Origin of the sequence: Flavobacterium sp. ZE23DGlu08 (assembly GCF_030505335.1) — a bacterium.
Lineage (GTDB): Bacteria > Bacteroidota > Bacteroidia > Flavobacteriales > Flavobacteriaceae > Flavobacterium > Flavobacterium algoritolerans.
In genome coordinates this window covers 1,559,263-1,581,150 of the sequence record NZ_CP130045.1, presented here as the reverse complement: position 1 = coordinate 1,581,150, position 21,888 = coordinate 1,559,263, and the positions used below count along the sequence as shown (strand labels likewise).

At 34.7% G+C, this 21,888-nt stretch carries 18 protein-coding genes and 1 tRNA gene; 8 read left to right on the top strand and 11 right to left on the bottom strand.

Annotation, left to right across the window (positions count from 1 at the left end; all coding sequences use genetic code 11):
• Window positions 1-108: 108 nt before the first annotated feature.
• The 9 genes from Q1W72_RS06935 to Q1W72_RS06895 form a co-directional block, all read right to left on the bottom strand.
• Window positions 109-1,590 (bottom strand): nitrate/nitrite transporter, encoded by a 1,482-nt coding sequence (locus Q1W72_RS06935; RefSeq protein WP_302137733.1) that lies wholly within the window; start codon window positions 1,588-1,590, stop codon window positions 109-111.
• 288 nt (window positions 1,591-1,878) lie between these two features.
• On the bottom strand, window positions 1,879-2,538 hold the full coding sequence (locus Q1W72_RS06930; protein WP_302137732.1) for a response regulator transcription factor: 660 nt from the start codon (window positions 2,536-2,538) through the stop codon (window positions 1,879-1,881).
• Window positions 2,539-2,641: 103 nt separating this feature from the next.
• Window positions 2,642-4,450, bottom strand: coding sequence for an ATP-binding protein (locus tag Q1W72_RS06925; protein WP_302137731.1), 1,809 nt, complete (start codon window positions 4,448-4,450; stop codon window positions 2,642-2,644).
• A gap of 12 nt (window positions 4,451-4,462) precedes the next feature.
• On the bottom strand, window positions 4,463-5,050 hold the full coding sequence (locus Q1W72_RS06920) for a DUF4202 domain-containing protein (protein ID WP_099713641.1): 588 nt from the start codon (window positions 5,048-5,050) through the stop codon (window positions 4,463-4,465).
• A gap of 29 nt (window positions 5,051-5,079) precedes the next feature.
• Window positions 5,080-5,457 carry a nitrite reductase small subunit NirD gene (nirD, locus tag Q1W72_RS06915; protein WP_099713640.1) on the bottom strand — a complete coding sequence of 126 codons (378 nt, stop codon included), beginning with the start codon at window positions 5,455-5,457 and terminating at the stop codon, window positions 5,080-5,082.
• A 118-nt stretch (window positions 5,458-5,575) separates the two neighbouring features.
• A complete protein-coding gene (gene nirB, locus Q1W72_RS06910) occupies window positions 5,576-8,083 on the bottom strand; it encodes a nitrite reductase large subunit NirB (RefSeq protein ID WP_302137730.1) in 2,508 nt (835 codons plus the stop codon).
• A gap of 357 nt (window positions 8,084-8,440) precedes the next feature.
• Window positions 8,441-8,722 carry a GIY-YIG nuclease family protein gene (locus Q1W72_RS06905; protein ID WP_099713638.1) on the bottom strand — a complete coding sequence of 94 codons (282 nt, stop codon included), beginning with the start codon at window positions 8,720-8,722 and terminating at the stop codon, window positions 8,441-8,443.
• Between the two features lie 108 nt (window positions 8,723-8,830).
• On the bottom strand, window positions 8,831-9,112 hold the full coding sequence (locus Q1W72_RS06900) for a GIY-YIG nuclease family protein (RefSeq protein WP_099713637.1): 282 nt from the start codon (window positions 9,110-9,112) through the stop codon (window positions 8,831-8,833).
• Window positions 9,113-9,163: 51 nt separating this feature from the next.
• A tRNA-Phe gene (locus tag Q1W72_RS06895) sits at window positions 9,164-9,236 on the bottom strand.
• 98 nt (window positions 9,237-9,334) lie between these two features.
• On the opposite strand from Q1W72_RS06895, the gene Q1W72_RS06890 reads away from it, so the two are divergent.
• The 6 genes from Q1W72_RS06890 (at window position 9,335) to Q1W72_RS06865 (ending at window position 15,588) form a co-directional block, all read left to right on the top strand.
• A complete protein-coding gene (locus Q1W72_RS06890) occupies window positions 9,335-10,069 on the top strand; it encodes a type III pantothenate kinase (RefSeq protein ID WP_099713636.1) in 735 nt (244 codons plus the stop codon).
• Window positions 10,062-11,312 carry a hypothetical protein gene (locus Q1W72_RS06885; protein ID WP_121340846.1) on the top strand — a complete coding sequence of 417 codons (1,251 nt, stop codon included), beginning with the start codon at window positions 10,062-10,064 and terminating at the stop codon, window positions 11,310-11,312. Before Q1W72_RS06890 ends, Q1W72_RS06885 begins: the two co-directional genes overlap by 8 nt.
• A 47-nt stretch (window positions 11,313-11,359) precedes the next feature.
• Entirely contained in the window at window positions 11,360-11,914 is a 555-nt protein-coding gene (gene lptC / locus Q1W72_RS06880) for an LPS export ABC transporter periplasmic protein LptC (protein ID WP_121340847.1), read from the top strand.
• 11 nt (window positions 11,915-11,925) lie between these two features.
• Window positions 11,926-12,120: a hypothetical protein gene (locus tag Q1W72_RS06875; protein ID WP_099713633.1), complete on the top strand. Its 195-nt coding sequence runs from the start codon at window positions 11,926-11,928 to the stop codon at window positions 12,118-12,120.
• A 3-nt stretch (window positions 12,121-12,123) separates the two neighbouring features.
• The gene (locus tag Q1W72_RS06870) at window positions 12,124-13,383 is read left to right on the top strand and encodes a hemolysin family protein (protein WP_302137729.1); all 1,260 of its coding nucleotides are present in this window, start codon (window positions 12,124-12,126) and stop codon (window positions 13,381-13,383) included.
• Between the two features lie 108 nt (window positions 13,384-13,491).
• Window positions 13,492-15,588 (top strand): peptidylprolyl isomerase, encoded by a 2,097-nt coding sequence (locus tag Q1W72_RS06865; protein ID WP_302137728.1) that lies wholly within the window; start codon window positions 13,492-13,494, stop codon window positions 15,586-15,588.
• 109 nt (window positions 15,589-15,697) lie between these two features.
• On the opposite strand, the gene Q1W72_RS06860 is transcribed toward Q1W72_RS06865, so the two are convergent.
• Window positions 15,698-16,615, bottom strand: a complete 918-nt coding sequence (locus tag Q1W72_RS06860; RefSeq protein WP_302137727.1) for a GYDIA family GHMP kinase — start codon at window positions 16,613-16,615, stop codon at window positions 15,698-15,700.
• A gap of 51 nt (window positions 16,616-16,666) precedes the next feature.
• Window positions 16,667-17,983, bottom strand: a complete 1,317-nt coding sequence (locus Q1W72_RS06855; RefSeq protein WP_099713629.1) for a hydroxymethylglutaryl-CoA reductase, degradative — start codon at window positions 17,981-17,983, stop codon at window positions 16,667-16,669.
• Window positions 17,984-18,162: 179 nt separating this feature from the next.
• Between Q1W72_RS06855 and Q1W72_RS06850 the strand changes: the two genes are divergently transcribed.
• Together Q1W72_RS06850 and Q1W72_RS06845 are read left to right on the top strand one after the other, a co-directional pair.
• Window positions 18,163-20,334, top strand: a complete 2,172-nt coding sequence (locus Q1W72_RS06850; RefSeq protein WP_302137726.1) for a S9 family peptidase — start codon at window positions 18,163-18,165, stop codon at window positions 20,332-20,334.
• Window positions 20,335-20,343: 9 nt separating this feature from the next.
• On the top strand, window positions 20,344-21,888 hold the full coding sequence (locus Q1W72_RS06845; protein ID WP_302137725.1) for a peptide MFS transporter: 1,545 nt from the start codon (window positions 20,344-20,346) through the stop codon (window positions 21,886-21,888).

Genomic DNA, 21,888 nt, shown 5'->3' with positions numbered 1-21,888 from the left:
AATCGAAATGTAGAGACGCACTGCAGTGTGTCTCTACTGTATAATAGGGAATTAGTGTATGAATAACAATTTCTTTAACCCAAATAACCCATTCAAAAAAGTATATTTTTATTTTTTGCGCTCCATTTCTCGGGATAGCGTAGGTTGTTTTTCATTCATGATTTTCGTTACTGTATAGTGCATCCAAATCAAACAAATAGCTGAAAATAACAGGATGAATATCCAAGAGCTGGACCAAATGCCGGTGGCTGTCAATAAATAGCTGAAGATAATTGGTCCAAAGAAACCGCCTAATCCACCAATCATTCCTACCATTCCACCTACAACGCCAACTTCTGTCGGGAAATATTCTGGAATGTGTTTGTAAACGGCAGCTTTCCCAATTCCCCAGGAAATACCAATCAGAATCACCAAAACTAAGTACACCCACATATTGGCATCAAAACGAATTTGGGTAATTCCTTTAGCAATCAATTCCTTTTTCTTGACATCTTGATTCTGACTCACAACAACTTGTTGCCACGATGTTCGAACCGGAAAAATAGAACTTTGCTGCGTTTGTATTGTCTTTTGAGCAATGGCGAAGTCAGTATCACCAATTTTCACCTTCGAATCAGAAATCATTGTGACGGTTCCTTTTTTGGTGGCCAAAACTCCGGGTCCCGTTGTGGTAATATCCATTTTTGGAATCATCAACAACGCGCTTAGGATTACGGAGGAACCCAATACCCAATACATCACTTTTCGAGCACCAAATTTATCTGATAAATAGCCTCCAAAAGCGCGAATCACCCCAGACGGTAAGCTGAACATCGTGGCGAATAATCCACCCATGACAAGACTCGTTTGGTATACATTCATGAAGTTAGGCAACAACCATTGTGAATAGGCAACGAAACATCCAAAAACCAAGAAGTAATAGGCTCCAAATCGCCAAACACGCACACTTTTTAAGGATTGCAGCATTTGAGAAACGGTTTTGGTATGGTTCTCTATTTTTTTGTTTTTGGCAAAAATCAAGAAAAATATCCCAATAACGACTAAAGCAAAACCATATATAACAGGCAATAATTTCCAACCGTTTTGCGGGTCTTCAATTGAAAAATGATTTAATAACGAAGGTGCCAAAAAAGTAGTTATGGCGGCTCCTGCATTTCCTATTCCGAAAATCCCCAATGCTCTACCTTGCCATTCTTTTGGATACCAAATAGAAGTATAGCCAATACCAACGGCAAAGCTTGTTCCTACCATACCAAACAAAAAGCTTAAAAGGGCAAACATAAAAAAACTATCCGCTAATGGCAGTAGAAATAAGGGAATAGAGCAGAGAAGGAGTAGTATGGAGAAGACATATTTTCCGCCAAATTTATCAGTCAAAATACCAATTGGTAATCGCATAATGGAACCCGTAAGAATCGGGATTCCCAGAAGCCATCCCACTTGTACAACGCTCCACTTGAAAATACCGTTGTCTACCAAGAAAGTTACCAAAACACCATTTAAAGTCCAACAAGCAAAACATATTGTGAATGCCAGTGTATTTAAAAACAAAATTTTATGCGATTGGGATAAAGAGTTTGAAGTTTTCATCGTACCTATATTTTTTACAAATATAAGTACTATTACTTAATTTAAGTAAATTATACGTAAAAATACGTATTTATGTGAATATTTTAAAATTCGATGCATTTATTTCTAAATAGCCATAATTGAATCTATATATTGTAAAATCCTCAAACAAGTCGTTCTTTTTAGGGTTAAAAACAGTTTAGATTGCCTCAGAAATAGTTTTTAAATATGGAGTTTGGATTGTTTTAAACAACAAATAAAGAAAACAGCATACGTATTCTTGAAAAATAAGTGTTTTTAGAATTGTACTTATATCAAGGAATACTCGTTGGCTTTATTGGAAAGTTCCATTAAGTTTTTGACTTTTAATTTTTTCATCAAATTAAAACGATGCACTTCGGCAGTTCTTTTGCTGATATCTAAAGCTTCGGCAATTTCTTTGTTTCCTTTGCCTGACAATAAAAGTTTAAGAATTTCTCGTTCTCTTTTGGTAATCAACTGCTCTTCGTCCTGCATTGGTTTTGGTTCCTGAATAGAAGTGGAGTTGTTCAGTTGTCCAATTAATATGGATGAAATATCGCCGCTGAAATATTTTCCTCCATTAGCAATAGTCTGTAATGCCTTAAGAAATTCTTCTTTACTGGATCCTTTTAGTAAGTATCCATCGGCTCCGGCTTTAATTGATTTTAATACGTATTCCTCTGATTCATGCATGGACAGCATAACAATTTTTACCAAATTATTTTGACTTCGTAGTTTTTCAACAACTTCAATTCCTGTCATATTAGGCATACGAATGTCTAAAATTAGTAAGTCAGGTTTGCAGCTTTCTACTGTTTTCAATGCTTCGAGACCGTCGGTCGCTTCACCGACAACTTCTATATTTGCTTCGTTTTCCAATAATGATTTGATTCCGTCTCTCACAAATACATGGTCATCTGCCAATACAACTCGAATAGTATTACTCATAATTTACTTAATTTTAAAATCTAATTTTTACGTATAAAAACCTAAAAAGTAGGCTAAGATACGTAATTCTTAAAAATAAAGTCCAAATTCTAAAATTTATCTTTTATATAGGAATATTGAAGGTGATTCGGGTTCCTTCACCAGGAATGGAGTTAAAGAAAACACGGCCATTAATATATTGTATTCTTTCTTTCATAAAAAGCAATCCCATTCCAGACTCGCTGTTTCGCTTTTTTTCTGCCGTTTCAATGTCAAAACCTTTTCCGTTGTCGTCTATTGTAATGCTCAAAATAGAATTACTATGCGAAAGTTGTACGATAATATGAGAAGAATCGGCATACTTAATTGCATTGTTTATGGCCTCCTGCGTAAGTCTGTAAATGTTTATTTCAATTAAAGAATCCAGGCGTTTATCAAAATTAGTTTTGTTGTAAAAAAGAATATTCTTTCCGGTCAGTTTTGATAATTCTTGAGTAAGTTTTGCAAGCGCAGAGTTTATTCCGTGGTCGCTTAATTCCGGTGGCATTAAGTTGAATGTGGCGGTGCGAACACCTTTTATAATATCTAAAGACAGTTTTTTGAGGTATTCAATTTTCTGGGCTGCTTTTTCTTTGTCGTCCAAATTAATGCTTTCCAAACTGAATTTTAATCCGGTGAGCATTTGTCCAATTCCGTCGTGGATTTCTCGTGCAATTCTATTTTGTTCGTTTTCCTGATTTTCGACAATTTTACTCGAAATAACCTTCTGCTGATTGATTTTGTCGGTTACATTTTCAGTGTTCAATCGCTCGACTTCCTGTTCTGCTTTTTTACGTTCAGTAATATCAAAACAGATAATTAATAATTCGGATTCTTCTTTTTTTATGGTTACTGGAACCATTGATAAGTCCAGCCAAATCGATTCCCCGTTTCTATTGGTAATGTTGATTTCCCCTTGCCAGCCACTTCGCTGTTTTTCAGCAATAATCCGGTCAATACCGATTTGTTCTTTCTCTATTGGAGTTACGACTTGAGAGAAAGTTTTATCAGAAATAAAGGGATTGTATTGCAGTAGTTTAGAGAATTTTTCTCCAATGTGTATCAGTTTTCCATCGGGTGCAACGCGGCAATAGAGCAACGTATTTTCCATGGCGTAATTGAGCGATTTCAATTCTTTGACGGAGTTTTCTTTTATTTCGCTTATGATTTCGGTATCGTGGGCGAGTTTCAAAGCCTTTTTTTCGGAGAACAAAAGTTTAAAAATAAGTGTCTCTACTTTTTTGTTGGTTGGTTTGAAAATAAAAATGAATTCCAATAGCAAAACCAAGAGAGTAAACAGTAAAATTGCATATTCCGTTTTGCTTTGCAACGTTACTTTTTCGAGGGCTTCTTTATCATATTCACCAACAATTTCATTCATTTTCGAAAGGAAAATACTTTCGTTTTCAAGAATAGTTTGAACTAATTTTTGATTCTCCTGTTCTTTTGTATGTGATTTTTTGTTTTCTAAAAGTCGGGTTGCGGCATTAAGTATAGTATCAAAATTGGGTTTGATAGCTACAAATAATTTAGTGAGTGCAGGGCTTTTTTCTTTTGGGAAACCAAGGTTGTCATTTCCTTTTTCCAACGCATTATGGTTGAATTTCCAAAGTGAGATTATTTCATTGATTCGGATGATTTTCTGCTTGCTTTTGGAAGTGTCTGTTACAAAATTCAGAATCAAAATCTCCTTTGTCAATTTCTGGCTCAACATTCTTTGTTTTCCGGAAATGTTGATTATTCGCGAATCGCTTCGTTGACTGTTTAGGTTGTATTGTATCAAAAGTTGGCTCAATAGTACCGTTATTGCAATCGTCAATAAGGCGAATAAATACAATCGTCTTAAGTTTTTGAATGAAATCGTATCTATGGATGTTGCCACTTTGTTTTTCATAAAGAAATCGAATTACAATCCAAGAGCCTCTTTTATCAATTGAAAGTTTGTTGTGCTAAAGTTGATTTTTAGTGCTTCCTGATGCCCTTTTTCGGACATTTTATTCCAAGTTTTCAGAATGATATTTTTCAGTTTTTCTCTATCGTGTTTGTGTACAAAAGGGTCTAAATAATATTCCAGAAACACGAGACAAATTACATCCTCGAGTAGTTGTGTTTCAGCATCTTTTTTGAGTAATTTTTTTTCGATTAAAAAAGAAACCCGTGCAATAAATTCTTCGGAATAACCTGCTTTTTCTAAAATTGCAGCCGTAGTTTTAGCATGAAATTTTTTCAAATCTTCGCGCCATTTCAAATATCCCACACGGTCCATTGGATAGGATTCCCGGGCTACTTTCCATCGGCAGATGTGTTGTGCTTTGGAAGCAATCTGAACAGCTTCGGATGCATTTGGATAAAAATCCATAAGCCTTTCGTACATTCTGTTAGAATACAATAGTTCCTTTGGATGAGAAACGGATTGATAGATTTCGTGATTTGGATCTTGTGCATTTTCTGCATCAATCCATGCGCTGGCGTTTTGAAATGGAGTTGTTGTCATTTGAAAAGTTAAAAATCAAAGATACATAATTATTCCAAAAAGCCTACGAAGACCTCATTTTCAACAATTTTTACCGGATAGGTGGCAATTTTTAAATCATCTCCATTCAAATTTGATCCGTCTACAAGGGAGAATGTTTTCTTGTGCATTGGACAGGCAATTTTAGGAATATCATCAGCGGAACCAATCATTCCTCTGGAAAGTACCATTTCCATTTTGTGAGGACATAAGTTTTGGCAAGCGTACCATTCGTTTCTTCGGTCAAATTTTATAATGGCGATTTGTTTGTTTTTGTATTTGATGCAGCCACCACCATTGCTGGGAAAATCAGCAGTTTTTCCTGCCTTGAACCATACTTTTACTTCGTTTAAATTTACGGTTTCGTATTGATTTAGAATGTTTTCCATTTGAATAATCTTTTAATTTTCCTCACCCCAGCCCTCTCCAAAGGAGAGGAATCAAAGGCTAAAAACAGTTAATTAGTTGTGTATTATGTAGTAGTTGTTTTTATTTTAAAATGACTGATTACCAAGATTTAGGCATTTTTTGATCTCTTAACGGAACAAAAACAATGTTGTCATCGGCTTCGTCAGAATTAGTGAAATGGCTAAAACGTTTCATCATTTCAGGATCTTCAATCGCTTGTTTCCATTCACATTCGAAAGTGTCTACCAAGCCTTGCATTTCTGTTTCTAATGCTTCTACAATTCCCAGGCTGTCATCGATAACTACTTCTTTTAGATAATCTAATCCGCCTTCCAGTTTTTCCAGCCAAGTAGAAGTTCGCACTAATGGACCCGCTGTACGGATGTAAAACATCAAGAAACGATCTAAGTATTTGATGCAGGTCTCTCTGTCAATTTGTTCGGCCAATAATACGGCATGTTTAGGATTTGCACCACCGTTACCGCAGATGTATAAGTTCCAGCCACCTTCAACTGCGATTAATCCGAAATCTTTTCCTCTGGCTTCTGCACATTCGCGAATACAGGCAGAAACACCACCTTTTATTTTATGAGGCGAACGAAGTCCTTTGTATCTGTTTTCTAATTCGATAGCAAAACCGGCACTTTCGTCCATTCCGTAGCGACACCAAGCGTTACCCACACAGCTTTTTACAGTACGCAGTGATTTTCCATACGCATGACCGCTTTCGAAACCATTGTCAATTAGAGTTTTCCAAATTTTTGGTAAATCATTTAGTTGGGCCCCAAATAAATCGATGCGTTGCCCTCCGGTAATTTTGGTGTACAAATTGTATTCTTTGGCCACTTCACCGATAACGATAAGTTTGTCGGCAGTAATTTCTCCACCGGCAATTCTTGGTACTACGGAGTAGGTTCCGTTACGTTGAATATTCGCGAGGAATCTGTCATTAGAATCCTGTGCTGTGATGTGTTTATTGGCAGTATCATTGTAAATACTGGAAAATATTGAAGATAAAATAGGTTTGCAAACCTCACATCCATCTCCTTTTCCTACAACTCCTAACACTTCGTCGTGGTTCGTGAATTTATTGATTTTTACGATGTCATATAATTCTTGTCTGTTGTAGGCAAAGTGTTCGCAAATAACATCTTTGACTTCTTTTCCTAATGATTTTTGAGTTTCTTTTACTAAGTCAACAACCATCGGTTTGCATCCGCCACAGCCTGTTGTTGCTTTAGTGTGTTTGACAACATCTCCAAAAGTAGCGCAAGTTTCATCAACAATAGAGCAGCAAATAGCGCCTTTGGTTACATTTTCACAAGAGCAGATTACAGCAGTATCCGGTAAATCCATTGCACTTCCAAAAGAAGATGCTTCTCCGCCTCTCGAACCAAGAATCAAATCTTCTGGGTTTTTGGGTAACGGCATGGCATTGTTGTAAATTTGGAACAATGCATTGTAATCACTGGAATCACCAACTAAAATCCCGCCCAATAAGGTTTTGGAATCTTTAGTAACGTTGATTCTTTTATAAATTCCGCTTAATTTGTTTTCGTAAACAATGGCGGTCACTTCTTCATTTTCTATAAATGGATCTCCAAAACTCGCCACTTCAACGCCAATTAATTTTAATTGTGTCGACATGTCGATGGTTTCTCTCATTGTTTTAGCTCCTTTCAGGATTTGTTCAGCGGCAACATCGGCCATTTCATATCCGGGAGCCACAAGACCGTAAATCATGTGGTTGTAAAGTGCCACTTCGCCTATCGCATAGATAAAAGGATCCGAAGATTGCATCTGGTTGTTTACTACAATTCCTCCTCGTACGCCCACTTCCAGCCCTGAAACTCTTCCTAGTTCATCACGTGGTTTTATTCCTGCGGAAATTACCAGCATGTCTACTTTAAGTAAATCATCTCCTTCAAACATCATTCCTGTGATAGCATGCTCTCCAGCAATATATTGTGTTGATTTGTTAAGGTGAATGCTAATGTTAAGTTCTTCGATTTTTGATTGCAGCATGTCACTGGCGCCTTTGTCCAATTGTCTTGGCATCAATCGAGGAGCAAATTCGACTACATGAGGATTCAGTCCTAAGTCATATACTGCTTTCGCGGCTTCTAGTCCTAATAATCCACCACCCAAAACGGCAGCTTCGGTAGCGCCATTTCGTTTTATTTTTTTGGCGTAAGCCATAATTGCATCCAGATCTTCAATGGTTCTGTACACAAAAACACCCTCTTTGTCCACTCCTTCTATGGGTGGCACAAAAGCGGCTGAACCTGTTGCTAAAACTAAGTAGTCATAAGTATGTGTTTTCTCTAGATGTGTATGTATTGTTTTTTGCTCTCTATTAATATCAGTAATTAATTCGGAGGTGTTTAGGGTAATGTTATGCTCTTCATACCAATTTGATGTTGATAATGATAAGTCGTCAGCGCTTTTTCCTGCAAAGTATTCACTTAGGTGAACTCTGTCGTATGCGCGTCTTGGCTCTTCTCCAAATACGGTGATTTGGTATTCTTCATGTCCTGATTTTGCAATGAATTTTTCGCAAAATTTGTAACCTACCATGCCGTTTCCGACTACTATTACTTTAATCATAATCTAATTAATTAAGTATTATTACGCAAATATAAGTATTAATACTTATATTTAAATACTTAATTTAAAATTTTTTATTCTAAGTAATTTTAAAAAAGGGGATAGAGGTGGTTTTTGTCTAATTTTTTTCCTTTAAAAATAGAATATAAGTATAGTTTAAGCTTTTGTAGAAATTTTAAAAGCGTTAGATTTTATTGGAAAAGAATATAAATTGGAGAAGTAGATGAGTGACAGCTTAAAGAAATGTCATGTTGGGAATTGCTTGAAAACAAAAAACCCGAATCCCGAAGCGTCGGGACTATTCGGGTTTTGTGGTACCTCCAGTCCCGAGGCTTCGGGAGAACCAGGATGCATGGACTATTTTTTGGATAAAATGTCTTCAAGAATAGAAGGGTTTTTAATTATTTTTTCGATAAAAATTCTGCTTTTCATTTTCTTGATAAATCTTTCAAGAAAAATAGCCTCTTCTTTGTTTGAACAATTAAAAAGGAGGGTTAAATCCCAGTCATTAGCGATTTTTGTAAATGATCCAGAATAGGTGTGTTGATTATGTTTTATTAGTCTCTCTTCTATATTATGTGTTTCGCCAACATAATATTTAGTTGTGGATTTTGAATAAAGAATATAGAGATAATGCATCTTTAGAAATGATGTTAAACAAAAAACCCGAATCCCGAATCGTCGGGACTATTCGGGTTTTGTGGTACCTCCAGTCCCGAGGCTTCGGGAGAACCAGGGATGCATGGATTATTTTTTGGATAAAATGTCTTCAAGAATAGAAGGGTTTTTAATTATTTTTTCGATAAAAATTCTGCTTTTCATTTTCTTGATAAATCTTTCAAGAAAAATAGCATCTTCTTTGTTTGAACAATTAAAAAGGAGGGTTAAATCCCAATCATTAGCGATTTTTGTAAATGATCCTGAATAGGTGTGTTTATTGTGTTTTATTAGTCTCTCTTCTATATTATGTGTTTCGCCAACATAATATTTAGTTGTGGATTTTGAATAAAGAATATAGAGATAATGCATCTTTAGAAATGATGTTAAACAAAAAACCCGAATATTTCTATTCGGGTTTTGTGGTACCTCCAGGGATCGAACCAGGGACACATGGATTTTCAGTCCATTGCTCTACCATCTGAGCTAAGGTACCTCGCTATTGCGGGTGCAAATATAGAATGATTTTTAGTTTATCCAAAACATTTTTTAAAAAAAATCAATTCGTACCTTCGCAACATCAAAAACCAAATTATGATTTTAGTTATCGATGTTGGAAATACCAGAATTAAAGCGGCTGTCTTTGAGGATGCTACCCTTTTTGAAATTTTTGTTTTTTCTAAAATAGAACTTCAAAAAAATATTGAAAATATTTTAAAAAAATTCGAAAAAATAACTGATTTGGTCGTTTCCTCTGTTGGAGATGTCGAAAAACAGTCTTTTTTAGCCTATAACAATGTATTGAATGTGCATTTTCTATCCCATGAAGATCCTTTTCCGTTCCTGAATCGTTATGCGACTCCTAAAACTTTGGGAATTGACCGAATGGTTCTTGCAGCAGGAGCCACGCTTCAGTTTCCAAATCAGAATCGGTTGGTTATTGATGCCGGAACGTGTGTTACGTACGATTTTATTGATGAAGAGAATAATTATTTGGGCGGAGCCATTGCGCCAGGATTGCGATTGCGCTACGAAGCGTTACATAATTTTACGGCCAAACTTCCTTTGTTATCATTAGAAAGTCCCAAAGATTTCATTGGAACTTCCACTTCTGAATCGATTCATTCTGGCGTGGTGAACGGTTTCGTCTATGAGATTGACGGTTTTATCGATGAATATAAAGCAAGGTATTCAAATTTTATAATAATTTTAACGGGTGGCGACACAGATTTTTTGGCTAAACGATTAAAAAATACCATATTTGCCAATTCAAATTTTCTTCTGGAAAGTTTGAATCAAACATTTCAATATAAAATCAAAAATGATTAAAAAAATTATAATAAGCGCCTGTTTGCTTTTATCATTAGTGTCTTTTGCTCAAGAAGGAACATCTTCTCCATATTCTTTCTACGGAATTGGGGACGTAAGATTCAAAGGAACGCTTGAAAACCGCTCTATGGCAGGTGTAGCTGTTGAACAGGATAGTATTCACATAAACTTACAAAACCCAGCCAGTTACGCAAATCTTAAACTGACAACTTTTACTTTAGGAGGAACTTACGGGACTACAACTTTAAAAAATAGTACTGAATCAGCTAATGCCAGAAGAACTACTTTGGATTACCTAGCAGTTGGTTTGCCTTTGGGTAAGTTTGGATTAGGTTTTGGATTGATTCCGTATTCTTCTGTTGGGTATAAAATTGAATCTATTTCAGAAACTGGAACAGAAAACAACAAGCGTTTTAATGGGACAGGAGGTTTGAATAAAGCTTTTTTGGGTGTAGCATATAAAATTGCCCCTAATTTTAACATTGGTGCCGATGTGAATTATAATTTTGGAAAAATTGAAACCAATAGTCTTGAGTTTATTCAGGAAGTTCCAATTGGGACGCGCGAATTGAATTCAGCAGATTTATCTGGAGTAAATTTTAATCTTGGAATGATGTATCAAACCAAAATCTATAAAAAAATCACTCTTTTTAGTAGTTTAACGTATTCATTGGAAAGTTCTTTAACGTCTAAAAACACTAGAAATATTTCGACAGTAATCTATAATTCAAATTTTGATTTGGCTGTTGTTGATGTTCTTGGTGATGTTAAAACTGAAGCAAGTATAACAATGCCTAGTAAAATATCATTAAGTGGAGGTATTGGTGAGGCTAAGAAATGGCTTGTTGGCGGTAATGTTTCTTACGGTAAAACTTCGGGTCAGGCAAATGAATATAATGATGAAGCTAATGTAGGGTATGGAAAATATGGAAGCGTTAGTTTAGGAGGATATTACATTCCTAATTATAATTCGTTTTCTAGTTATACAAAAAGAATTGTATACAGAGCCGGTATTAAATATGAAAAAACAGGATTGGTAATCAACTCTGAATCGATAAATGATATGGGTGTGACTTTTGGTTTGGGACTTCCGATAACGGGTAGTTTCTCAAATGTGAACTTTGGTTTCGAATTAGGAAAAAAAGGAACTACAAAAGCAAATCTTGTTCAGGAGAACTATGCAAACTTAAGTGTGAGTTTTTCACTTAATGACAAATGGTTTGAAAAACGAAAATTCAACTAAAAACAAGAATTGGTAGTATTGCCAAATTTCTTCGCCAAGTTCAGCGTATGACTGTAGTCAAAAAAAAGTATATTAAATCAGTTGTCACAGTTTTTGCTGTGACACTGTTTTTTGGTTGCGAAAGTAATTTTAAGGAAATTCAGAAGATTAATTTTTCAGAATTTATCCCAAATAGTGACGCAGATATGGTAAATTTGAAATACACTGATTCCGGGCGAATTACGGCAATTCTTGTAAGTACTAAAATGTTGGATTACTCCAGTGTTGACTTTCCTTTTACGGAATTTCCAAAAGGAATCGATGTTACCTTATTCGATAAAAAAGCGAAGAAAACCTTTATCAAGTCTAATTATGCTATTTCGTATAAAGGCACAAATATTATTGATTTGCAAGGGAAAGTGAAAATTTTCACCGAAGATGGTCAGACCTTAGAAACTGAGCAATTGTATTTTGATCAAAAAAACGAATGGTTCTTTACGGAAAGAAAGTTTAAATTATCGGATCCAAAAGGAACTTCAAATGGACAAGGAATCGATTTTAGCAAAGATTTCAAAGTGATTAATTCTCAAAAAATAACTGGCGAAATAGAATCCGCCGATTAATACAATATATTATGAATTACCTAAAATACACACAATACGTTTATCTAGTTTTTGGTGCTTATTTCATTTATGACGGTGTCACTAAATTAAATGATCCCGAAGGAACGTTTTGGTTGAGTTTTATGATTGCAGGATTGGCTATTTTTATGTTTTTCTTCAGGAGAAAATTTGCCAAAAAATTTGATGACCGAAACAAAAAATCCTAATTAATGGAAGTTAGTATTATCATATTGTGTCTAATACTAAGTGCTTTTTTTTCAGGTATGGAGATAGCCTTTGTCTCTTCAAATAAAATTTATCTTGAAATTGAAAAAAAACAAGATAATTTCGTTTCAAAAATACTTACAAAGCTTACTGAAAAACCAACTAACTTTATAGTAACCATGCTTATTGGTAATACTATAGCGATGGTGGTTTATGGTTTTTTTATGGGCGAATTAGTGATGCGTTGGTTTGCTGTGTTTGGATATCATTTTTCAGATGGGCTAAGTTTAGTGCTTCAAATTCTGGTTTCTACACTAGTCATATTGATAACAGCTGAGTTTCTTCCTAAAGTTTTTTTTCAAATTTATGCCAACTCATTAATTAAGATTTTTGCAGTTCCGGCTTATGTTTTTTATAAGTTTTTCTATTTTATTTCTACTTTTTTTATTGGAATTTCTGATTTCATTTTGAAGAAATTCTTCAAAACGGAAGGGGATAATATTCAGTTGTATTTCAGTAAAATAGAACTCGGAAATTACATTACCGAACAAATGAGTAGTGTTGAGGATAATGAAATGGTGGATTCTGAAATATTAATGTTTCAAAATGCATTAGAGTTTTCCGGTGTGAAAGCCAGAGATGTAATGAGCCCCCGAACGGAAATTATTGCGGTTGAAGTATTCGATTCAATTGAAAATCTCAAAGAATTATTCATAGAAACTGGGTATTCCAAGATTGTGGTGTATCAAAATTCTCTTGATGATATCATTGGTTATGTTCATTCGTTTGATTTGTTTAAAAAACCAAATAATATCAAGGAAATTGTAATTTCGGTTGAGTTTGTTCCGGAAACTATATTCATAAAGGACGCTATGAATTTGCTTACTAAAAAGCGAAAAAGCGTCGCCGTTGTATTGGATGAATACGGAGGAACTTCAGGAATTATTACCATAGAAGATATTGTAGAAGAGCTTTTTGGCGAAATTGAAGATGAACACGATTCAGACGAAGAATTGATAGAAAAAGAATTAGGAGAAGGAGTCTTTATTTTTTCAACTCGATTTGATGTCCAATATTTGAATGACACTTATAAGTTAGACATTCCTGAAAGTGATTCTTACGGAACACTTGGCGGTTTTATAGTAGATTTCACAAAAGAAATTCCTCAAAAAGGCGATGCAATTTCCATAGGCAGCTATCATTTTATAATTGAAGAAGCCACAAATAAGAAAATAGAATTAGTAAAAATGACCGTACAAGAGTGATTTTTTTTAGGAAAATAAAATTTCTTGCAAAATAAAACGCTACTAGTATAATTATTAATTAGATAATTGTATTTTCGCAAACTGAATATAAAAATTAACAACAATAAAATGGCAGTTTTACAAAAAATTAGACAACGTTCACTTCTTCTGATACTCGTTATCGGGTTTTGTTTATTAGCATTTATCATAGGTGATATATTCAATAGCGGTGGTTTCAGCAGTACATCAAAAGATGTAGGAAGCATCGATGGAAAAGATATTTCATTTGAAGATTTTAGAGTTAAAGTAAGTAATGTTGAAAAAAGTGGTCAGGGGATTACGTCAACTGAAGCAGCAAACAGAGTTTGGGAACAAGAAGTTTCTATAGCTTTATTAACTTCTGAATTTGATAAATTAGGACTTAGAGTTGGTGAAAAACACTTATTGGAAGTTTTGAAAGCTGATCAAAATATTGGTGGAAATCCATTGTTCTTGAATGCTGCCGGTGTTTTTGATGTTGTAAAATTCAAAGAATACTTCAAAGCAAATCCTGCACAAGCTCAATTCTTGAAAGATAGAGAGAAAGATGCTGATTTGAATGCTAAATACCAAATGTATAATACTTTGATTAAAGCAGCAGTTTACACAACTGAAAGCGAAGGAAAGTTGAAATATGAAATGGAAGCAAACAAAGTAAACTTTGCTTACGTTGCAGGTTTGTATTCTACAATTAAAGACAGTGAAGTAAAAATTACTGATGCTGAGATTGTTGAATTCATGAAGAAAAATGAAAAAAAATACAAAGCTGACGAGTCTCGCGAAGTAGAATATGTTTTGATCGAAGACAAAGCTTCTGCTGAGGACGAATCTGAAGTAAAAACAAAAATAAATTCATTGTTGACAGGAAGTGTGGTTTACAACCAAGCTACTGGTAAAAACGATACATTGCCAGGATTTAGAACAACTACGAACACAATTGACTTTGTGAATTCAAATTCAGATGTTCCTTATGATTCAACTTACATTGCTAAAAAAGATTTACCGGCTGTAGATGCTGATAAATTATTCAACCTAGCTACAGGTGCAGTTTATGGGCCATACATGTTTGGAAAATACTACTGTATTTCAAAATCTATGGGAATGAAATCAGGAATTAATACTAAAGCAAGTCATATTGTTATAGGTTATGAAGGTTCTCAAGCTCAAAATCAAAAAGAGAAAAGAACAAAAGAGCAAGCTAAAGCTAAAGCTGAATCTATTTTAGCTCAGGTTAATGCAAATCCGGATAGCTTCATGATGTTGGCTTTCACAAATTCTGAAGATCAGTCAGCTCAACAAGGTGGTGATTTAGGTTATTTTGGTCCAAACCAATTGCCAAAACCATTTAATGATTTTGTTTTTAATAATGGTATCGGTAAAGTTGGTTTAGTAGAAACTGATTTTGGTTTTCATATTGTTAAAATAACGGACAAGCAAGACGGAATTCGTTTGGCTACTGTAGCTCAAAAAATCGAAGCTTCAGAAGCAACTTCTGATAAGATATTTACTCAAGCAACTAAATTAGAAATGGATGCTGCTGATAAAGATTTTAATAAAGTTGCAAAAGATATGGGACTTAAAGTTACTCCAGCTGTTTCTGTAAAAGGAATGGATGAGAACTTTGGAACATTAGGCAATCAAAGAACAATCGTAAGATGGGCTTTTGAAGATGGAGTTAAAGTAGGATCTGTAAAAAGATTTGAAGTAGCTAATGTAGGTCACGTAATTGCAAAATTGAAAAGTATTGACGATTCTGGTTTAGTAGCCGTTTCAGTAGTTAGACCTTATGTGGAGCCAATTCTTAAAAACAAGAAAAAAGCGGAACTTATCAAAGCTAAAATGTCAGGTTCTTCTCTTGAAGCAATTGCAAAAGCAGTAGGAGGAACGGTACAACAAGCAACTGGTCTTACTATGGAAAACACCATGTTGCCAGGTGTTGGTCAAGAGCCAAAAGTAGTTGGAAATGCATTCGCATTAGCGGCTAATAAATTATCTGCTCCAATTGAAGGAAATACTGGAGTTTATGTAGTGAAAAACACAAGCACAGTAAAAGCACCAGCTTTAAAAAGCCACGCAGCTTATGTGACTAAATTAAAAGCACAAAGCGCTTCAGATGCAAGTAGAGTAATTCCTGCATTGAAAGCTAACGCTAAAATTGAAGACAACAGAATAGATTTCAATTACTAATTTTTGAAAAAGTAATTAATCAAAATAAAAAATCCCGATACATATTGAATGTATCGGAATTTTTATTTTAATGAAGTTTTATTTGTAAGCGTGGATTAATTATGAAACATTAAGACAATATCATTTCATTATACGGAACGATAGTTTTATATCCTTTTGAAACAAAATAGTCAGTTGGATTTTCAGTTGCAATCGCCATAACAAAATCACCTCCCCAAGCGCCAAGACTTTTTATCACGCCATTAAAATCAGGAAATAAAGATTCTTTTATGGTATGTGTTTCCAGAATAATACTCATTTGTACTTCGTGTTTTTGTATTGCTGTAGCAAAAGATTGAATCGCAGTGGCATTCAAAACTTCTGAAGTTATACTGTCATTTAAAGCAATGGTTTTTGCCAGATTGTTTTTTTTATTTATGTTGTATGCCGCTATTGCGGTTTTGCTGCTTTGCTTTTTGTTAAGGTATACAAAGTATAGGTTTTGTGTAAATTCTGGATTAAAGGTTACTTTTTCAACAATGGGATTTCCTTGTTCCAGATGATATAGGATAGGAGTGTTGTTCTGTGCGCAGGAAATATCATAACCACTGCCTCCAAAACTGTTTTTAAGCAGTATAAAGGCGTCTATTTGGAGCCATTGGGCAATATTGTTTATCAAAGTCGATGACGTTCCCAGACCCCAGCTTTTAGGAAATCCAAGTTCAGTAGTAATACGGTATCCATTTGAATTTAAAATGAAATCAGGATTTAACTTAAAAGCTTCGTGTAAAATAGTCGTAAGTGTTGTTTTTACCGATTCATTTTCAGGATTAACTCCCTTTGAAATATCAGAAAATAAAATAGTGTCTTCAAACCAAATGCTTCCGTCCGCATCATAACTTTTCCAGATTATTTCCTTGTTGTTTCCCTCTTCTATATTGAGGTTTTGCCCCATTTTTGTGGGTAATGCAAATGCTTTTGCGCCATCAAGAACCAGGTATTCTCCTGTGATTAAAAGTTTTCCGTTACTGTAGAATGTTTTTTTCATTGTCTTTTCGAGGAACGAAGCAACCTTATTTTTTGTTGCTTCAAGATAAAATTATTTTCTTAAACTTTCAATATAGGTCACCACAGCGCTATGTGAAACGGTATTCTTTTTGAAATATTTTAGGATTAAAACGCGTTCTTCATCATTGGCTTCAAACTGGTTGATAATATTGTTCAAATGCATTTTCATGTGTCCTTCCTGAATTCCTGTTGTGGTCAAAGAGCGCAAAGCGGCAAAGTTTTGGGCCAAACCGGCTACGGCTACAAACTGCATTAATTCCTTGGCAGATGGTTTTTCCAGCATTTCCAATGATAATTTTACCAATGGATGTAAGGAAGTTAAACCACCAACAGTTCCTAATGCTAAAGGGATTTCCAACCAAAAAGTAAAAACACCATTTTCTATTTTGGCATGGGAAAGACTGGAATATTTTCCGTTTCGGGAAGCATAGGCATGAATTGCAGCTTCGACGGCACGGAAATCATTTCCTGTTGCCAGAACTACGGCATCCACTCCGTTCATGATTCCTTTATTGTGCGTTACGGCACGGTATGGTTCGACTTCAGCTATTTGAACAGCTTGCACAAATTTCTCTGCAAATTCTAGAGGATTAGGAATGTGTTTTTCTTCTAAATCAGCAATTGGGCAAGAAACTTCGGCTCTTACGATGCAATTTGGAACATAATTCGAAAGGATGCTCATCACGACTTCAATGTCTTTCTCCGTTTCCGTGAACAAGTCATAATTATGTGCTTCTTCTTTTAATGTTTTGGAAAATTGTTCCAGACACGAATTGATGAAATTAGCTCCCATGCTGTCTTTGGTTTCAAAAGTGGCATGCAGCTGAAAATAATTGGGCAATAAATCGGTTTTGTCTTTTAGGGTGATGTCTAAAATTCCGCCACCGCGTTTTTGCATATTTGTTGTAATCGATTCTGTTTCTGCGAAAAATTTGCTTTTGTTTTGGGCAAAAAATAAGTTCAATTTTGAAACATCTCCTTTATAGATAAAATGAACCTGACCAATTTTTTCGGTGTTGATTACGGTTGTTTTAAATCCGCCACGTGTGGACCAAAACTTAGCAGCTTTTGCGGCAGCGGCAACCACAGAACTTTCTTCAATTGCCATAGGAATCGTGCTGTATTTTCCATTAATCAGGAAATTAGGAGCAACTCCCAGCGGAATGTAGAAATTAGTTATCGTGTTTTCGATGAATTCATCATGTAATTTCTGTATTTTTTCATCAGAATTCCAGTAGTTTTTCAGCAAGGAAATGGCTTCTGAAGGTGTTGAAAAATATTGATTGGCAATCCATTTAATTTTTTCTTCTTTGGATAATTTAGAAAATCCGCTAATGGCCTTATTCATTCTCAATAGATTATAATATGTATACCTGCAAAGATACGCTTTTAGCTGTTTTGTTTACTATGATAATATCCTCAATAAATGGGTGTTTAGAATATTGTTTTTAACATTTAACACATCGAATGTGAAATTATTGTAAATTTTTCACTAAAATTGACGGTTTTTATATTTAAAGAAATATCATGTATTCGAAAAAAATTATTGCATTATTTTTATTCCTGTGTTTTACTGTTGTTGGCCAACAAAAAATCACAATTGATGAAATTTACAACGGCACTTTTCGTGCTCAAGGAATGGATGAATTACAGTCCATGAAAAATACAAATCAATACACTGTATTGAATTTAGACAACCAGTCCAGAAGTATGCAAATCGATTTGTATGATTTTGCAACTTTAAAAAAAGTAGCTACACTTATAGATACAAAATCCCACAAAGAACTTTCAAACGGGATTGACAGTTATACATTTGATGCTTCAGAAAAAATGATTTTATTGGCTTGCAATACGAATCAAATCTTCCGTCACTCCTTTACTGCTGATTATTATTTATACGATATAGCCAGTAAAAAATTAAAAAAGCTATTTGATTTTCAGGTTCAGGAACCTACTTTTTCACCTGATGGAAAAAAGATAGCATACGCCAAAGAAAATAATCTGTATGTATATGATTTAGCTTCTAATAAATCGACTCCAATTACTACAGACGGACAAAAAAACAGCATTATTAACGGTATTACGGATTGGGTTTACGAGGAAGAATTTGCTTTCGTAAAAGCTTTCGATTGGAGTGCTGACAGCAAAAAAGTGGCTTACATTCGTTTTGACGAAAGTCAAGTTCCGGAATTTTCGATGTCAATGTTTGGTAAAGAATTGTATCCAATGATGCAAACGTTTAAATATCCAAAGGCCGGTGAAAAGAATGCTCTAGTTTCTTTACATATTTATGATGTAAATTCCAATGGGGTAAAAAATGTAAACCTTGGTAATTACACTGATTTTTATATCGCCAGAATGAAATGGACGAATGATGCAAATACATTATCTGCGCAGGTATTGAATCGTCATCAAAATAATTTGGATTTGTTGTTTATCGATGGTAATTCAGGAACTTCAAAAGTAGTTTTGAACGAAAAAGACAAAGCGTATGTTGATGTTACGGATAACTTGACTTTCTTGAAAGACAACAGTTTTATTTGGACCAGCGAAAAAGACGGTTTCAATCATATTTATTTATATGATAAAAACGGAAAATTGAAAAACCAACTGACCAAAGGAAAATGGGAAGTGACTAATTATTATGGTTTAGACGAAAAGACAAATACGGTTTTCTATCAGTCTGTAGAAAATGGATCTATTAATAGAGATGTTTACAGAATAGGTCTTGACGGAAAAAATAAAGTGCGTTTGTCACAAAATACAGGAACGAATGCAGCGACATTCAGCCCGAATTTTCAATACTACATCAACACATTTTCTAGTGCGTCACAACCTACGACGTATACGTTGAACGAAGCTAAAGTTGGAAAACAAGTTCAGGTTATTGAAAACAATGAATCATTGGCTTCGAAACTAAAAAGCTATAATTTGCCTGCTAAAGAGTTTTTTGTTTTAAAAACGGCAAAAGGAAATGAACTAAATGCTTGGGTGATTAAACCTAAAGATTTTGATCCAACAAAAAAATATCCTGTTTTTATGTACCAATATTCTGGTCCGGGTTCGCAACAAGTGAATAACGAGTGGAACAGTACGGATGATTATTGGTTTATGATGTTGTCACAACAAGGTTACATTGTTGCTTGTGTTGACGGACGCGGAACTGGTTTTAAAGGCGCTGATTTCAAAAAAGTGACTCAATTGCAATTAGGAAAATACGAAGTGGAAGATCAAATTGATGCTGCCAAAGTAATAGGAAATTACGCATTTGTTGATAAATCTAGAATTGGTATATTTGGCTGGTCGTATGGTGGTTTTATGGCGTCTAATTGTATCATGAAAGGAAACGATGTTTTTAAAATGGCAATTGCTGTAGCTCCGGTTACAAACTGGAGATTCTACGACAGTGTGTACACGGAACGTTACATGACGACACCACAGGAAAATGCGAGCGGATATGATGATAATTCACCAATAAACCATGTGGATAAATTGAAAGGAAAATTTCTTTTGATTCACGGTTCAGGAGATGATAACGTTCATGTTCAAAACTCCATGCAAATGATGGAAGCTTTGATTCAGGCTAATAAACAATTTGATTCCCAAATTTACCCAGACAATAATCACGGGATTTATGGTGGAAAAACCAGAATTCAATTGTATACAAAAATGACTAATTTTATCAAAGGAAACTTATAACAGCGCTTTATGACAAACGACTCATTGAATAAGGAAGAATTTTTTGGACATCCAAAGGCGCTTTTTATATTGTTTTTTACCGAAATGTGGGAACGGTTTTCGTTCTACGGTATGAAAGCTTTATTAATTTTTTATCTGACAAAGTACCATTTGTTTTCGGATACTTCTGGAAATTTACTCATTGGAAGCTATGCTGCTCTAGTGTATGCTGTTCCGGTTTTAGGTGGTTTTATAGCGGATCGTTATCTGGGATTTAGAAAAGCCATTGTTTTTGGAGGTATTATGCTTGTGTTAGGTCATGTAGGAATGGCTTATGAAGGGAATGCCGCAACTGAATCTATTACTGGCGAAATTACACGGGACGAAACCGCCTTACAAATATTTTACTTTTCATTATCCTTAATAATTGTCGGAGTTGGTTTTCTAAAAGCCAATATCTCTTCATTAGTGGGGGAATTATATGAAACAGGCGATAAAAGAAGAGATTCTGGATTCACTTTGTTTTACATGGGAATCAACTTAGGATCTTTTATGGCTACGCTAATATGTGTTTGGCTTGGAGAAACGTATGGTTGGAGTTATGGTTTTGGTGCAGCTGGAGTCGGAATGTTTTTTGGATTGTTGACTTTCATTTCCGGTAGAAAACTATTGATGGGAAAAGGCGAATCAAACAATGCTTCTTTATTAGAAAAAAAATCGTTTGGACTTAAAAATGAATGGCTAATTTATATTGGAAGCGTATTGTCGACATTGTTGTTTTGGCAGATGGTTCAAAATCATAATGCGGTTTCATGGGCTTTAAAAATAGCAGGTGGTATTTCCTTTATTTATATTGTTTATTATGCCGTTACAAAGTTAGATGGAAAAGCACGTCACCAATTGATTGCTTTGACCATTCTGATTGTATTTACAATTGTATTCTGGGCATTGTTTGAACAGGCATATACCTCGATGAATTTATTTGCTGACAGGATTTTAGACCGAACTATATTTGGTTATGAAATTTCTGCCGGACAGTTCTTAAGTTTTAATGCCTTATTTATAATTTTGCTAGCTCCAGTTTTTGCTTGGATATGGCCAAATTTAGGAAAATACAATCCTAATACAGCCGTAAAATTTGCTTTAGCATTAGCTTTAGTCGGTTTAGGTTTTGGAGCATTAGTTATGGGAATAAATCTTTCTGGTACAGGAAAAGTAGCGGCAATTTGGCTAATATTAGCGTACCTTTTGCATACATGCGGAGAATTGAGTTTGTCACCGGTAGGACTTTCTGCAGTGACTAAATTATCTCCAGCAAAAATCGTGGGATTCATGATGGGCGTTTGGTTTTTGGCAACAGCCAGTTCAGAATTTATCGCTTCCATCTTAGCTAATATCGCTTCTGTAGATACTTCAAATGGTACAGCACCGGATTTAAATTTAGCAAAACAGAGTTACTTAGTGCTTTTTGAATATTTATTTTATACAGGACTTGGTTTCGGATTACTGTTATTGTTACTATCGCCAGTAATCAAAAAATTAATGCACGGAGTAGACAAAGAATTAAACAATTAA